Annotated in this window: 14 protein-coding genes and 2 pseudogenes; 12 read left to right on the top strand and 4 right to left on the bottom strand. The window is 31.6% G+C overall.

The window, feature by feature from the left end; genetic code table 11:
- From ACH2BV_RS14370 to ACH2BV_RS14425, 12 genes and pseudogenes are all read left to right on the top strand, one after another.
- The coding region (locus tag ACH2BV_RS14370) for a tyrosine-type recombinase/integrase (protein WP_395051464.1) at positions 1-871 on the top strand (871 nt) is incomplete at its 5' end.
- A gap of 270 nt (positions 872-1141) precedes the next feature.
- On the top strand, positions 1142-2029 hold the full coding sequence (locus tag ACH2BV_RS14375; protein ID WP_395051465.1) for a hypothetical protein: 888 nt from the start codon (positions 1142-1144) through the stop codon (positions 2027-2029).
- A gap of 144 nt (positions 2030-2173) precedes the next feature.
- A complete protein-coding gene (locus tag ACH2BV_RS14380) occupies positions 2174-2455 on the top strand; it encodes a helix-turn-helix domain-containing protein (protein ID WP_395051466.1) in 282 nt (93 codons plus the stop codon).
- Between the two features lie 163 nt (positions 2456-2618).
- Positions 2619-3113, top strand: a pseudogene (locus ACH2BV_RS14385) (BT4734/BF3469 family protein); the annotation flags it as partial.
- 717 nt (positions 3114-3830) lie between these two features.
- Positions 3831-4430: pseudogene (locus ACH2BV_RS14390) on the top strand (VapE domain-containing protein); the annotation flags it as partial.
- Positions 4416-4724, top strand: a complete 309-nt coding sequence (locus ACH2BV_RS14395) for a DUF3874 domain-containing protein (protein WP_395051477.1) — start codon at positions 4416-4418, stop codon at positions 4722-4724. The pseudogene ACH2BV_RS14390 and the gene ACH2BV_RS14395, both read left to right, overlap by 15 nt.
- A 584-nt stretch (positions 4725-5308) precedes the next feature.
- Positions 5309-6328, top strand: a complete 1020-nt coding sequence (locus tag ACH2BV_RS14400) for a YhcG family protein (RefSeq protein WP_395051467.1) — start codon at positions 5309-5311, stop codon at positions 6326-6328.
- Between the two features lie 301 nt (positions 6329-6629).
- On the top strand, positions 6630-7538 hold the full coding sequence (locus ACH2BV_RS14405) for a DUF4007 family protein (protein ID WP_395051468.1): 909 nt from the start codon (positions 6630-6632) through the stop codon (positions 7536-7538).
- Positions 7528-10005 (top strand): hypothetical protein, encoded by a 2478-nt coding sequence (locus ACH2BV_RS14410; protein WP_395051470.1) that lies wholly within the window; start codon positions 7528-7530, stop codon positions 10003-10005. The genes ACH2BV_RS14405 and ACH2BV_RS14410 overlap by 11 nt, the downstream gene beginning before the upstream one ends.
- A gap of 12 nt (positions 10006-10017) precedes the next feature.
- On the top strand, positions 10018-10215 hold the full coding sequence (locus ACH2BV_RS14415; RefSeq protein ID WP_395051471.1) for a hypothetical protein: 198 nt from the start codon (positions 10018-10020) through the stop codon (positions 10213-10215).
- A 14-nt stretch (positions 10216-10229) separates the two neighbouring features.
- Positions 10230-11342, top strand: a complete 1113-nt coding sequence (locus ACH2BV_RS14420; RefSeq protein ID WP_395051472.1) for an HNH endonuclease domain-containing protein — start codon at positions 10230-10232, stop codon at positions 11340-11342.
- On the top strand, positions 11330-12196 hold the full coding sequence (locus ACH2BV_RS14425) for a bifunctional class I SAM-dependent methyltransferase/HIT family protein (protein ID WP_395051473.1): 867 nt from the start codon (positions 11330-11332) through the stop codon (positions 12194-12196). Before ACH2BV_RS14420 ends, ACH2BV_RS14425 begins: the two co-directional genes overlap by 13 nt.
- A gap of 3 nt (positions 12197-12199) precedes the next feature.
- On the opposite strand, the gene ACH2BV_RS14430 is transcribed toward ACH2BV_RS14425, so the two are convergent.
- The 4 genes from ACH2BV_RS14430 to ACH2BV_RS14445 all read right to left on the bottom strand — a co-directional run.
- The gene (locus ACH2BV_RS14430; protein WP_395051474.1) at positions 12200-12499 is read right to left on the bottom strand and encodes a hypothetical protein; all 300 of its coding nucleotides are present in this window, start codon (positions 12497-12499) and stop codon (positions 12200-12202) included.
- A gap of 16 nt (positions 12500-12515) precedes the next feature.
- On the bottom strand, positions 12516-13628 hold the full coding sequence (locus tag ACH2BV_RS14435) for a cysteine desulfurase family protein (RefSeq protein ID WP_395051475.1): 1113 nt from the start codon (positions 13626-13628) through the stop codon (positions 12516-12518).
- A gap of 1232 nt (positions 13629-14860) precedes the next feature.
- Positions 14861-15103 (bottom strand): hypothetical protein, encoded by a 243-nt coding sequence (locus tag ACH2BV_RS14440; RefSeq protein WP_395051476.1) that lies wholly within the window; start codon positions 15101-15103, stop codon positions 14861-14863.
- The coding region (locus tag ACH2BV_RS14445; RefSeq protein ID WP_395050313.1) for a hypothetical protein at positions 15093-15369 on the bottom strand (277 nt) is incomplete at its 5' end. The genes ACH2BV_RS14445 and ACH2BV_RS14440, both read right to left, overlap by 11 nt.

Raw genomic sequence — 15369 nt, forward strand, 5'->3', positions numbered from 1 at the left:
AAGTACCGTTTCTTATTCCACTTACAGAGCATACACCTCTCAGGTTGATAAATTTGAAAAATATATGGGAACAAAGGATGTGTATTTTGATGAAATTACCGTAGCACTATTAAACGACTATAAATTTCATTTAGGAGATACTTTAGGCAACGGAGATACAACGCAACGGCTTTCCATAATTGTGCTCGGAACCATATTCAGAGATGCAATTCGTGAAGAAGTAATTCCCGAAACTATGTTTCCGTTTAGCAAAATAACCCTCAAAATCAGTTCTTCTAAAAGATTATTTCTTAATAAAGTACAGATTGATGCTTTAACCAATTTAAAGCTCATAGAAGGAAAAAAAGCTATGATGTGGCGAGATTTATTCCTTTTCTCTATTTATGCCGGAGGATTACGTTTTAGTGATGTTATCGAAATGCAATATTCTAATTACAATGAAGCAGAACATAAAATCAACAAACACATTCGTAAAACTGGAAGAGTACACCAGTTCAAAATTGGAAAAGTGGCTATAGATATTTTAGAAAAATACAAAAAAGAAAATGCCAATCACGATGATTTTATCTTCCCTGTTATTGTCGACAAAAAGGGCTATTTGGAAAACGAAGCAAAACGTTATTTTCAAACAGCAGCTTTCAACAAATTGGCAAACTGGCATCTTAAAAAAATGGGTGCAAAAATAAATTTACCTTTCGACCTTTCGTTCCATTTATCAAGACACAGTTTTGCGACAAATGCGTTAAATAATGGAATGAGAATAGAGCACGTTTCTAAATTAATGGACCACCGCGACATCAGCACAACGCAGGTATATGCTAAAATCATCAGCGAGGAACTGGATAAAGCTGTAGACAACTATATTTTTTAATAAATCTGTCAAGTGCTTATTCTATTGACCTTAAACGATTGTTAATAACTTCAACTAAAATCCTTTAACAAGGATTTTTTTTATTTTATAACTTTACAACAAAGTAAACAAGTAATTTTTAAAGCATTCGAAACGAGTGATAAACGAACTCTAGTAGAAAACACTAGGACTTCCAAAAAGCAACCAATTTAAAACCGCTTTTAATTACCCTTCAATACTAAATGAATACCAAAAAAAACATATTAAAATTTGAATTCAAAGGATCAAAATATGCAAACAGCTCCGTTTGTAGAATTATTGGCAGTGCCTGCGGCTCTGTCCAAAAATCCTTTATTTGATATAATCGTTGAAGATAAAATCAACATTCAAAATTATTGCAATGCCTTAATTGCAAAAATATTAGAACTCAAACAATCTCAATTTCCTGCATTTATAGATTATCAATTCAACCAGGTAAAGAACCCGGAAATATGGATATGTAAACTCGAAAAATTATTAGCTAATAACGAAGCCTTTTTCAGCTCCAAAACAGCAATGAGTAGATACAATAAATTGTATTTTTTAATCGAGAAAAAACGAACTGAGCTGCAATCTTTGAGAGTAATTGATGCCAAACCAAAAGCTACTAAAAGACAAATTAACGCAGATACTGACGATAGGTATTTTTCTTTTTTTGAAGCAAAAAGCTATATAAATTCATTAGATAATTTTAACGACAAGATTATTTATTTAATGGATGAAATCTTTGAATACAAGCAAGCGGATATCGTTTCTCTTAATAATAAGCTGCAACCTTACGACAAACAATGCAATCAATTAATTGAGCAATTACAAATAATGCGTAAAGTTAAAAACGATTTTGAAAAAGAAAATCAAGAAAAAAAAGCTACTGAAAACAGTTCAAATATTCCATTTCAAAAAATCAGATTAAATGGTCCAACTAACATAATTACTAATGCTTTTAAACAAATGATGGTTGATGTGAAACCAAATGGCAAACCTTATATTCAAGGAAAAATCAAAGATGTTAGTCAAATTATATGTCTAATATTTGATGATGAAAAAGGCGAACCGCTTTCACAAGCCACTGTTCAAACCTACCTTTCACCTAATCGCACCGACAAAGACCCTAATAATGACATCAAAGTTAGATTTTAGTCCGATTTTGTAAAAACACACTATTTGTAAAGTATATAATAATCAGCACATTACAAACTATTTAGTCTTATCGGACTAAAAAGTACTTATCGGACTTTTTTTAATTTCTTCCATTTGCACCATAACAATTTAAAACATTTTATTATGGAAGCAATTATCTTCACAAAAGACCAGTTCACAGATCTAATGACAAAATTAGACACAATTCAAAGCCAAATCTCTATCAAGGCAGACCCAAAAAAAGAAACCTTTTTGGACAATCAGGAATTCCTATTACTGTTGAAAATTTCAAAACGTACTGCTCAAACTTGGAGAGACGAAGGCAAAATTTCATTCAGTCAAGTCGGAAACAAAATCTACTACAAATTATCAGATGTGGAGAAGTTGATGCAAGAGCATTACAACAAATCTTTTAAAGGAAGATAGTATGAGCAGCTGTAACGGAACCTGTGAGGCTTGCGACTGTAAACACAAGTCAAATTCCCCTCCTTTGGAGGGGTATCCTTCGGGCGGGGTGGTTAAAACAACTTTACCCGAGCCTTCAAAAAGGCGAACAGACGAAGTAAACCTTAAACTTTAAACAATTCTTATGGTAACTATATTCAAAAACTTCAACGAAGTTATAGAACACAAATCAATTTCAACAATTTTAGAAGAAATCAAGACAGGCAAATACAAACCGGGCATTGTTTACCTGCGTAAATCACTTGCCGAAAACAAAACGGAAGCATACAACAAAGCAAAAAAATCACTTCCAGCATTCACGCCTTCAGGTAAGTTTGTTGGAGGTCGAAAATTGGAATTCCTAGCGGATTATTCAAATTGTATCATTCTCGACATCGATAAATTAAGTAAAAGTGATTTGCAAAATGCTTCGCATTTGGCCAATCAAAGTGAATTTACTTATGCCAGTTTCATTAGTCCATCAGGCAACGGATTAAAAATTCTAGTAAAAATAAATTCTGACAAAGCCAATCACAAAGAAGCTTTTCTATTGGTTCAAGAATATTATGAAAATATTTTAAAACTAGAAATAGACAAATCAGGCAAAGATGTAACAAGACTATGTTTTTATTCTTCCGATGAAAATTTATATCTAAATGATAATGCTTCTGTTTTTGTTACATCAATTCCAGTCGAAATTCCAGAGCTTGTCATCCCAAACGAAGTCAAGGTAACTCAACCAGAACCAATTGAAGACCAATATGCCATCTACAACCACTGCATAAAATTCACCGAAAAAAAAGTGCAATATGCGAATGGTAGCCGGAATGTTTTCGTACATCAATTAGCCTGTAATATGAACAGAAAAGCGGTGCCATTGGAAACTACTTTGAGATATATTTTAACCGATTTTGGCTATGATGAGAAAGAAGTAACACAAGCAGTAACGAGTGCCTATGGTAATATTCAGGAATTTGGCAAAAGCGATAGTAATAAAACTAAAAAAGAACCAGTTAAAAAACCCAAAAACAATGATTTAGACGACGATGAGGACGACGATGAAGACAAGCCAAAGCGAACCCAAATAGACCGTTTAGAGAAGTTTTTATCAGAGAGATATATCTTCCGTCACAATGTAGTATCAGGTAAATTAGAGTTCCAGTATTTCGGAAAAAAGAAGTGGTATTTAATGAATGATTTTATCGAAAACTCAATGCTCCGAGAATGCTTGAAAGCACGAATTAGAACAAACCTATCCTCCTTACGAAATTTGCTGAACTCTGATTTTTGTCCGCTTTTCAATCCATTTGAAGATTACTTTTTTAATTTGCCTTCTTACGATGAAAAGACCGATTATATTACCGAATTAGCAAACACAATCACAACCACAAAACAAGACCTATGGCAGCAATGTTTTAAAAAATGGTTGGTGGCTATGGTGGGTTGTGTGTTGGATGAAAAAGTAATCAATCATACGGTTATTGTCTTTAGTGGCAAACAAGGACTGGGTAAAACAACTTGGGTAGAAAAACTGATCCCGAAACCATTGAAAGAATATTTATTTTCCGGAACTATAAATCCCAACAACAAAGATACATTGGTGCAGCTTTCAGAATGTATGTTAATCAACTTGGACGAACTCGAAAACCTAAACCGTTCGGAAATTGGAAGTTTGAAAGAAATAATCACAAAAACTCAAATTAGAATGCGAAAAGCCTACGGTCACAACAACGAAACAATGCCCAGAAGGGCATCGTTTGCAGGAAGTGTCAATACGGCACAGTTCTTAAACGATAGTACAGGAAGCAGACGGTTTCTTTGTTTTGAGTTGGAAGGCATACAGTACCAACACAATGTTGATATTAATCTAGCTTTTTCACAAGCTTTGTTTCTTTTCAAAAGTGGTTTTAGACATTGGTTTGACCAAGAAGAAATCAAATTAATCACCGAGAACAACGAACAATATCAGCTAAAAAGTCCAGAAGAAGAATTGCTTTTAACCTGGTTTGAACCAATCGAAAGAGAGAATGCAACCCTTTTTTTAAATGCTTCACAAATAGCAGCCAAATTAGCAGAAAAGGCAAAAATCAATATCACGGACGGTACAATAAACAAAATTGGGAAAGCACTTAAAAAACATAACTTCGTCAGAATCAGTATAAAAACAGGATATGTTTACGCCATTAGAGAATTCACTTATGAAGAAGTCGACCAAAAAAACACAGGTAATTCAAGCGATAATCTTCTCTAAAAATCTGTGCTAATCATTTTAATCTGTGGCTAAAAAACCAATCAAGAAAGTGGAAATTCAAAACTTCCACTTTTTTATTTACTCTAATTTTTCAGTATTTCGGCTCCCTCTCCTTTCTTTCTCCCTCTCCTTTGGAGAGGGCTGGGGTGAGGATGGGTTGGGGTGAGGATTTTGCACCTTTTTTCATTAAAATAAGTGATAGGATAGGATAACCAAAAAACACCTAAAACATAAACTACTTTTTTTAATTTAAAACAATCGGGTAACATAAGCCAATAATAAAGCAAATCAGCAAACCACTACAACCAATTTACACTCAAACAGCCACTTAAATCCGTTTTTTATTACTGTAAAAAATAAAAATATGTTTTTCCCTTTTTTTGGTTATCCTATCCATAATATCAGGAAACTCTCTTTTACATTCGATTGCTTTTTAGTATGTTTGTAGATTGGTAGTAATATAATATCTTACCAGATAGGAATGAATAATTAGCAATATTTAGCATCACAATTGCGAATGCACTGCGTTCGCAATCCAATACCAATTAAAATAATATTTTAGAATAAAAGTAGTACAACTAATTATGGCAGATAATACCAACAGTCTATCAATTTTAGAAAGTGATTTATTCATTGATTTATCACAACTTATTGAGCAAAGCAAACATCAAGTAGCGGTTCAAGCAAATAGTGCTGTTACTATTTTATTTTGGCAAGTTGGCAATCGTATCAATCAAGATATCCTACAAAACAAAAGGGCAGAATACGGAAAACAAATTGTGCCGACACTATCGACACAATTGGAAAACAAGTATGGTAGAAATTTTGAAGTAAAAAATCTCCGCCGAATGATGCAATTTGCAAATCAGTTTACCGATTTTCAAATTGTCGTGCCACTGGCACGACAATTGTCCTGGTCTCATTTTGTGGAGCTATTGCCATTAAAAACAATCGAAGCAAAACTTTTTTATGCACAAAATGCATCAAATAATTTATATGGAAAAAGAGAATTAAGAAGACAAATTGCCTTAAAAGCTTTTGAAAGAACAAATATTGCCGATGCACAAATCATCGAAACAACACAAATTCCATTCAATACATTCAAAGATCCTTATATTTTAGATTTATTTGGTTTACAAAATACTTTTTTAGAAAAGGATTTAGAAGACGCTATTCTACACGATTTAGAAACTTTCATTCTCGAACTGGGCAAAGGATTTACGTTTGTAGAACGCCAAAAACGAATGATTATTGATGGTGAAGATTTCAATTTAGATTTGCTTTTCTACCATCGAAAACTAAAACGATTAGTCGCAATAGAATTAAAATTGGGTAAATTCCAAGCCAAACACAAAGGGCAAATGGAGTTATACCTCAAATGGTTAGACAAATACGAAAAGCAAGAAGGAGAAAATACACCAATCGGTTTAATCCTTTGTGCCGAAAGCAGCCGTGAACAAATTGAGCTACTCGAAATGCACAAAGATGGAATAATGGTTGCCGAATATTGGACAGACCTACCACCAAAAAAACAGTTTGAAGAAAAAATACACCTGCTTTTAACCGAAGCTAGAGAAAGAATAGAAAGAAAAAAGTTGTTGTAGAAATTGAATAATAAACAAGTCAATACAAATTATACCTTCCAACCGAAAAACAATTATTAGAAGAGGTTGAGAAAGAGTTAGAAAACTTTGAAGGTGACAAAACAATTGATTAATTTCTTGTTAAATCTTATTTATAAAACTTATAGTTTTTCAACAATTCACTAATAAAATCATCTAATTCCCAAACATTCAGCCTATTCCCAATTTTATGTTTTTGTTGATAAAGTAAAATGGGTTAAATGCGTTATATTCACTATTATTGCATTACTTTATGAATTAATTTTACTTTAAGTTTTTGACGATGCAGAAGAATATAATCACACCAATTAAGCTAACTTTTTCGGGACACGAAACATTCCATTGCAGGCATTTGTGGCTTAAAAAAGGCTATGATTTTATAAAAAAAGGCAGGAAATTTACCGATAATGATGCAGTTGTAGAATTAGGCGTTGGTAAAAATATGGTATCAAGTATCAGTTTTTGGATGAAAGCATTTGGCATTATTGATAAAGATGGATTATTGACTGATTTTGCTGATTATATATTAGAAGATAACGGCAAGGATCCATATATCGAAGATGAAGCCACTCTTTGGTTACTTCATTATCAATTAATCACTCAAAATATTGCATCAACTTACAGTTTGATTTTTAATGAATTTAGAAGAGAAAAAATAGAATTTACTAGAGATAATTTTATAGCTTTTGTAGTAAGAAAAGCCGAAGAATTGAATCTGTCTCAAATTAATAAAAACACGTTATCTACTGATTTTGAAGTTCTTACAAAAATGTATCTTCGAACAGATGCACAAAGCAAGGATAGAGAAGATACCTTTTCAGGACTACTTACAGAATTAAATATCATACAAGAAGAAAAAAGAAAAGTAGATGATAAGACAGTTACCTTTTATTCTATTACTACCGAAGAAAAAAGCGAGATTCCTGACGAAGTTTTGCTCTATGCAATTCTAGACAATGATAACTTCGATAAATCAATAAGTCTATACACAATAGAACAAGAACCTGACCAAGCAGGAAGTATTTTTGCAATAGGAAGAACAGGATTAATAAATAAAATTGAAAGTATATCTTCCAATAAAAAATTCAAAAAGTACGGTATAACATTTAATGACCACGCAGGAATAAAGGAATTACAATTCAAAACAAAGCCGGACAAATTCGAAATCTTAAGAGAATATTATGCCAATTAAATTCACAACTTCTGTAAATATCATTCGTGATAAAGGCAAGGAATTAAATTATATCCCAACGCCTAACTCTATTCGTGTTGTGAATCAAATCGCAAATGACTTCAAAATAGGTAATCGTTCTTTCAATATAATTGGATCTTATGGGACTGGAAAAAGTGCCTTTTTATGGGCATTTCAGCAAAGTTTATCTAACAATAAAAAGTATTTCGGTATAAACCTTTTGCCAAATCCAACGGTTGATTTTGTAAATATTGTTGGTGAATATAAGTCTATCACAGAAACTTTTGCAGAAATATTCAATGTTAAAAGCACTAAAAATATATCTGAAAATATATTTTCGGAAATTTTCAACAAATACCACGAATTAGGTAAAAACAGCCCAATATTATTTTTGGTCATAGATGAGTTTGGTAAATTTTTAGAATATGCTTCACAAAACGAACCAGAAAAAGAACTCTATTTTATCCAACAATTAGCCGAATTTACTAATAATCCGGATTTAAACATTGTTCTATTCACTACAGTACATCAGAATTTTGACGCCTATGCTTTATCCTTAACCCAATCTCAAAAACAAGAATGGACTAAAGTAAAAGGACGTTTTAGAGAAATAACTTTTAACGAGCCTGTAGAGCAACTTTTATTTTTAGCATCAGAGCATTTAACTGACAGACCTTCAACCCAAAAATATTCAAAAGAAATTGCAAAAGCAATTGATTTGTTGATGAAGTCTAAAGCTTTTATAGTCAACGAGGATTATATTAATGAAATAGCTGAAAAATTATTTCCATTAGATGCCATTTCTGCATACATCCTAACTTTGTCATTACAAAAATATGGTCAAAATGAAAGGTCTTTATTTTCGTTTTTAGAATCAACAGACCATACTGGATTATTCCAGCACATTCAATCCAAAGAAGGTTTTTATACTATCGCTGATGTATATGACTATTTAATTTTCAATTATTATTCATTTCTAAATTCAAGATATAATCCAGATTTTGGAGCTTGGAAAGCTATAAAAACGGCATTAGAAAATGTTGAAAATTCATTTGATACTAATATTAATAATTACACCAAATTAATCAAATCAATAGGTTTATTAACTATTAACGCACAAGCTGGAGCAACATTAGACAAAAAATTTCTAGTGAATTATGCTGAAAAATGTTTAGCTATAAAAAATGCTACTTCATTAATTGAAGATTTAGAAAAGAAAAAAATCATTCTTTATAGAAATTACAGCAAACGATTTGTTCTTTTTGAAGGTACAGATTTAGATATTCAATCAGCTTTACTTGAAGCAGGTGGAAAAGTTGATGATGTCACCGATGTTGTTACTCTTCTAAATAGATACTATCAATTACCTCCAGTTATAGCGAAAAAGGTTATGTATGAAACGGGTACACCTCGTTTATTTGAATATAAAATTTCATCAGAGCCAATAAATGACATTCCAGTAGACGAAATAGATGGATTTGTAAATTTAGTATTCAATGAAAAAGACATACTAAACGAAGTAATACAGCATTCATCGGACAATCAAGAAGCGGTACTATATTGCTATTATAAAAATTCAAAATCAATAAAGGAATTATTGTTTGAGATTGAAAAAACTAAAAGAGTAATAACCGAAAATACTGAAGACAAAGTAGCCGTAAGAGAACTTAATAACATTGTCATACATCAACAAAATTTGTTAACTCATAAAATATTAAATAATTTTTATGGAGCAAATTCAGAGGTAGTATGGATTTTTAATGGCGCAGTAGTTAATATAAAAAGTAAGAAAGAATTCAATAGTCAATTATCTAGAATATGTAATGATATTTATAGCAGAACACCAATTTTCAATAATGAATTGGTAAATAAGCATAAAATTTCAACATCAATACATACTGCCAAACGAAACTATTTCAAAGCTCTTGTTTTAAATTGGGATAAACCCCAATTAGGATTTGCTCCAGAAAAATTTCCACCAGAAAAGACTATTTATTTGACGCTTTTAGAAAACAATAATATCAAATTGTATTCAGAGGAAATAGCAGAAGACTACCTTCCAAATGATCAAAATAGATTTAACCATTTATGGGATTTATCTTTGTTGTTTTTGGACAGTGCTAAAACTTCTCGCAGAAAATTATCTGAATTTGTTGAATTGTTAAGGCAAAAGCCTTTCAAACTCAAACAGGGGTTAATTGATTTTTGGCTACCAACATTTTTATTCATAAAAAGGGATGATTTAGCATTATTTGGAAACAATGGATATACACCATTCATCAATGACGAAGTATTAGATTTGTTAGTAAAAAATCCCGAAGAATATGAAATAAAGACTTTTTCAATTGAAGGTGTTAAACTAGATATTTTCAATAGTTATAGATTGTTTTTAAATCAGAATTCAAAACCAACAAAAGAATTATTATTTGAAATTGAAAATGCAAAAATATATAAACTAACCGCATAAATAATTTAAGATATGTCAAAGCTAAACCTAACAGGACAAGAGCAATATATTTTACTTCAAGCTTTAAATTGTTTTAAAATTGAAGTTGAAAAATCTGAATTTAAACCAAATTCTATTTTCACGAAAGAGTTTATTGTAAATCATATCGAAAGTTTAAGCTCGAAAATCAATAAGCTTGAGGAACAACTTGAAGCCACAAATAATAATTAGTAGATTTTCTATAAATGAATGAAACTTTTATCAATATCAGTAAGATAATTGAAAGAGATAGTAAATCTACGACTTACAAATATGCTTTATTAAGAGGAACTATTGATATTATTCAAGATAATTCTCCATTTATTGAAATCAAGAAAAATGTAGTTGAAATTCCTTTAGGTTTGTTAATTGAGAAATGGATGATTTATTATTATCCAATACTTGACAGCGATGTTTTAATACCTCAAATAAACGGCGAGAATTTAAAAATTGCCTTTCAAAGTAAATTTCTACCAATCATAAATTATTACAACAAATTTGGCGGCTTATCTGCTTTCTACAATGATATTAGAATAAAAGGAATTAGCAAAGAAGTTAATGTTGAGTTTTACGAATTGATCAAAGAATTAAAAACCAATATTGTCAAAAATCCAATGCAATACATTGGAAATTCGATTAACAAAAGTGTTTATTCTATTTATAATTATCAAAATAATTCCTCATTAAGAAAGTCGGAAATTCAAAATTCTAGTTGGTTAATAAACAGCTGTGGAACTTTTACAATTCCAATTGAATATTTTAAAGCTTTCAAAATCCTTGGAAGTTTTATTAGTGGAACAGATAATATTTTGTTCAAATGGGCTGAATTTTCTGTAAATGCAAGTGGTAAAAAATTAAATTCTGAAAAGATAATCTCAGAAATTTTGAAAAGTCCAATTACAGAAAGAGACGTTTCTAATTCAAAAAAATTATACAAATCTATTCTAAAAGAAAATGGAGAAATTATTTGTGTTTGGACTGGAAAGAAAATCAATAATTATGATATTGACCACGTAATTCCTTTTTCAATTTGGAAAAATAATGACCTTTGGAATTTATTACCATCACAATCTACCATCAATAATAAAAAAAGAGATAAAATTCCATCAGTTGAATTGATTACACAACAAAAAGATATTATAATTCATTATTGGGAAATAATCCATAAAGCACAAGAACAAAGATTTTTAGAGGAAATTCAAGTGACATTATTAGGAAATAATCCAATAGGCAATTGGCAAAATATTGCATTTAATCAACTATTAAATACTTCAAAATATTTGATTGAAACACGAGGTTATGAGCAATGGAAAATATAAAAGGCAATCAAAACAGTCATTTAACCGCAATTGAAAGAACTTCACTTTCATATCCAGCCAGAATTGTTTTAAATCAAAAGAAAATTATTGGTAAAGTTCTTGATTTTGGTTGCGGAATTGGCAAAGATGTTGAATTATTGAAACACAAAGGATTTGATATTCTTGGATATGATCCATTTTATTTTCCAGAACTTCCAAAAGAAAAGTTTGATACCATTTTATGTTTTTATGTATTAAATGTTTTGCTTCCAGAAGAACAAGCAACAGTTTTAATGAATGTTTCAAGTTTATTAAAACCAACTGGAAAAGCATATTTTGCTGTTCGTAGGGATATCCAATACGAAGGATATAGAATTCATAAAGTTCATAAAAAAGAAACGTATCAATGTTTAATAAAATTGGGTTATTTGTCAATCTATAAGAATGAAAACTGCGAAATATACGAATATGAACATTACACAACTTTAAACAATGGAAAAGGTGATATGAGTCCGTTTTTAGTTGGAGAAGAAATCAGAGAATTGATTGTTGAGACTGCAACTGTTTTCTCCTTTTATGATAAATTTCCAGTTTCAAAAGGTCATTCTTTGATTGTTCCAAAAAGGTTGGTTTCAAATTATTTTGATTTGACTTTAAAAGAACAAACTGCTTGTTGGATTGTTGCAAATAAAGTTAAAACCATTCTTCAAGAAAAATACAATCCAGATGGTTTCAATGTTGGAATAAATGTAAATGAAGATGCAGGACAAACTATTTCTCACTGCCATATTCATATAATTCCAAGATACAAAGGCGATGTTGAAAATCCAAGAGGCGGAATTCGTGGAGTAATTCCAAGTAAAAAAGAGTATTAAATTTCAACCTTCATATTGGGAAAGTTTATTAAATTGTTCTTGATTTATTTTACCTTCAGCTAATTCAATTTTCCATAAAAATTTTCTAAAATTCCAAAGTTCATTGTTCTTGTAAAATAATTTTCGGAATTTATAAAATAATACACCAGGACAGTTTGAGTATAAATACTCATCATAATTGACTGGATTTGGTATTCCATATTTCCAACCAGTTGGATATTCCGATGTATTTTCATCATTCCATTTTCTTACACAATCTTCGTAAACTTTCCAAGCATCTGGATTTACTTCTGAATTACTCATTTTTGTATTCTTTGGTTTAACAATAATATTTTAGTTCACTCTCATTATTCATTTTCCCTATAGAAATCCTTAAACTTCCCAAAGATTCATCTTCACTTAATCCCATAGCACTCAAAACGTGTGAAGCTTCAACCAATGCAGCATTACAAGCTGAACCATTGCTAACAGCAATATTTTTATTTTTACCTATAAAAACCGTTGCGTCAAAATTGGGTAAACAAATATTTAGAGTATTGTATAATCTTTGGTTTATGCTTCCATTTACAAAAGAACCTTTAATATTCAACAAATCATTTTCAATACTATTTCTTAAGCTTAAAATAGTTGTAGCATTAGTTTTCATCTCGTTAAAGGCAATTTCACAAGCTTTGCCAAAACCAACTATTGCAGGCACATTTAATGTTCCGCTTCTCAAACCATTTTCGTGTCCTCCACCGTGTTGCAAGGGTAGTATGTTTTTTTTATTCACAGTTTCACTGTTCACAAACAAAGCCCCAATTCCTTTTGGACCATACATTTTGTGTGCAGAAAAGCACATTATATCAATATTATTTTCCAAAACATCAGTCGGGATTTTGCCAACAGCTTGAGTGGCATCTGTCATAAATAAGGAACCTGCGTTGTGTGCTAATTCACTTATTTCATTTATGGGTTGAATTACTCCAGTTTCATTATTAACCCACATTATGCAAACAAGTAACGTATCTTTTCTAATGGTATTTTCTAATTGCTTTAAATCAATTAATCCATCGTTATTTACTGGTAAATAATCAATCTCAAATCCAACAGTTTGTAAATATTTACAAGTATCTAAAACAGCTTTATGCTCTGTTTTCACAGTAACAATATGTTTTTTTATATTATTAGGATGTAAAGCAAGTCCTTTTAATGCAATATTTATACTTTCAGTCGCTCCGGAAGTAAATGTTATTTCCTCAATATTTGAATTAATGAGGGTTGAAATATTTTTTTTAGCAGCATTGACAGCTTTGCTAGATTTTTTTCCAAAGTTATGTGTACTCGATGGGTTTCCAAAATCATCAATAAAATAAGGCAACATAGCATCTAACACTCTTTTATCAAGAGGTGTTGTTGAGTTGTTATCTAAATAAATAATTTCATTATCCATAAAAACAAAAATATCATTTTTGCACCATAAAGCACTATTTTATTGTAACTATTATTTTACTTATTTTTTCAACATTAGGAAATAATGAAGTCATTACCTCATTCAGCTGCACAAAATCCTCGTTTAGTCCAAGTATTCCTAACTCATAGCTGCCGTTTGCTTCATAGCCTGCCCAGAGCGAAACCGAAGGGTTAATAACTATAAAAAAAAATAGGAACGCTGTCGCTGACCTTTTTGCGCCCACCCAGTCCAACGCTCTGCCAACGCTCCTGTGTTTTTGGCTTTAGCCAACGCTCTAACAGCACATTGCTTTTTTATTAGATTTTAATATTGATTTTTGGGTTTAATAGAAAAAGCAATAAGCTGTTTCCCAACGCTCGAAAGCCAAAAACACCCCCAAGCTATGTTACATAATGATAGCAACATTATAGGTCAAGCGCCCCGAACCCCGGGGCACTCGCACTATAATTTCATTATGTAAAATAGCCGCCACAGCCAACGCGCCCACCCGAAATAGGAACTATATTTGCATTGTTTTTTGAAGATGCCATACCGTATCGCAACAACTTTTTTACTGAATACTGCAACCTGAATACCGAACACTATTCCGGCATCCTCAAAAATCAAATTTCCCCACAAGAGTATCGTTTTTTATTTGCCACCACCGCCCCAGTAATTGCTTTCCCGAAAAGCCGATGCCATACCGGTCTTATTGATGCCTATTTGAAGTTGGAAGCATTATCTTTCTTTCATAAGTCTGGCATCAACTTTTCCAGGAAAGCAATCAAAAAAACCCAAATAAGCAAATAGAAAAACGATACACTTGTTTCGCTACTGCCAGCGCACTCGGCAAGTTCAGTTGGGGCAATCTTCCATTTCCCCAAACCCCTATGGATGCAATTTTTTTTGAAAGAATGCCACAAAACTCCATTTCAAAACCACCATTCCGATTAGCATTCTCTCAAAAAAAACAGCTCCGATTCTCCCCTTATCCGAATGACCAGTCTCAAATTTGAAGTTTGAGGCTTCCTTTTGATTCTTTTTCCGATAAACCAACCCCCTTTTGATTGACAAATGAAAGCCATATAACCCCAACATAAGTGCAATATATTCCGCCCACTTAAATAAAACGGTAAAAAGTGAAGCAAATGACCAATTGAAACAGTCAAAAACAAAAAATGCTCCAATCCCGAAGTTTCGGGAGGAGCATTTAAAACTGATTTTGTTCTTTTTTACTTGCTTGGTTCTGGTACTTCTTCTGATTTTACAGCAGTTTGAGAAACTACTGAAATAATACTTCCGCCCAGGACCAAATATCCTGCTGCTGAAACCAAACCTACTGGCAAAGCTACAGGAGAAGCAATGATAATTCCGCCAACACTTGCCAAAGCAATCCCGACAGTTCGAAGAACTTTAAACCATTTTGGAGTTGGTGCCAAAACTCTATCTGCTAAATTCATTTTTCTATTTTTCATAATCTTGATTTTTATAAATTGATAATTCTAAATTGTGTACTCGTTTTTCGATGTATTCTACTTTTTGATTCAGTAAATCGTTGCCACTTTTGAACTCGGTTTTGATGATTAAAACCATTGTTTTTACTTCAATCAAATCTTTCTCCACACTCTTGAAATCAGTGTGTAATTGCTTGATAAAATAAGCCACAACCGATAGTAACAAGGTGATTAGTGTTCCAAAAAGTGCTGCTATGGCGTTGATATTTTCCATTGGATTGGCTTTT

The organism is Flavobacterium sp., from assembly GCF_043780635.1.
GTDB lineage: Bacteria > Bacteroidota > Bacteroidia > Flavobacteriales > Flavobacteriaceae > Flavobacterium.

Excerpts from the sequence above, each read along its gene's own strand:
- ACH2BV_RS14375 (WP_395051465.1), top strand. The coding sequence starts at position 1,142 with ATGCAAACAGCTCCGTTTGTAGAATTATTGGCAGTGCCTGCGGCTCTG.
- ACH2BV_RS14380 (WP_395051466.1), top strand. The coding sequence starts at position 2,174 with ATGGAAGCAATTATCTTCACAAAAGACCAGTTCACAGATCTAATGACA.
- ACH2BV_RS14400 (WP_395051467.1), top strand. The coding sequence starts at position 5,309 with ATGGCAGATAATACCAACAGTCTATCAATTTTAGAAAGTGATTTATTC.
- ACH2BV_RS14405 (WP_395051468.1), top strand. The coding sequence starts at position 6,630 with ATGCAGAAGAATATAATCACACCAATTAAGCTAACTTTTTCGGGACAC.
- ACH2BV_RS14410 (WP_395051470.1), top strand. The coding sequence starts at position 7,528 with ATGCCAATTAAATTCACAACTTCTGTAAATATCATTCGTGATAAAGGC.
- ACH2BV_RS14415 (WP_395051471.1), top strand. The coding sequence starts at position 10,018 with ATGTCAAAGCTAAACCTAACAGGACAAGAGCAATATATTTTACTTCAA.
- ACH2BV_RS14420 (WP_395051472.1), top strand. The coding sequence starts at position 10,230 with ATGAATGAAACTTTTATCAATATCAGTAAGATAATTGAAAGAGATAGT.
- ACH2BV_RS14425 (WP_395051473.1), top strand. The coding sequence starts at position 11,330 with ATGGAAAATATAAAAGGCAATCAAAACAGTCATTTAACCGCAATTGAA.
- ACH2BV_RS14430 (WP_395051474.1), bottom strand. The coding sequence starts at position 12,499 with ATGAGTAATTCAGAAGTAAATCCAGATGCTTGGAAAGTTTACGAAGAT.
- ACH2BV_RS14435 (WP_395051475.1), bottom strand. The coding sequence starts at position 13,628 with ATGGATAATGAAATTATTTATTTAGATAACAACTCAACAACACCTCTT.
- ACH2BV_RS14440 (WP_395051476.1), bottom strand. The coding sequence starts at position 15,103 with ATGAAAAATAGAAAAATGAATTTAGCAGATAGAGTTTTGGCACCAACT.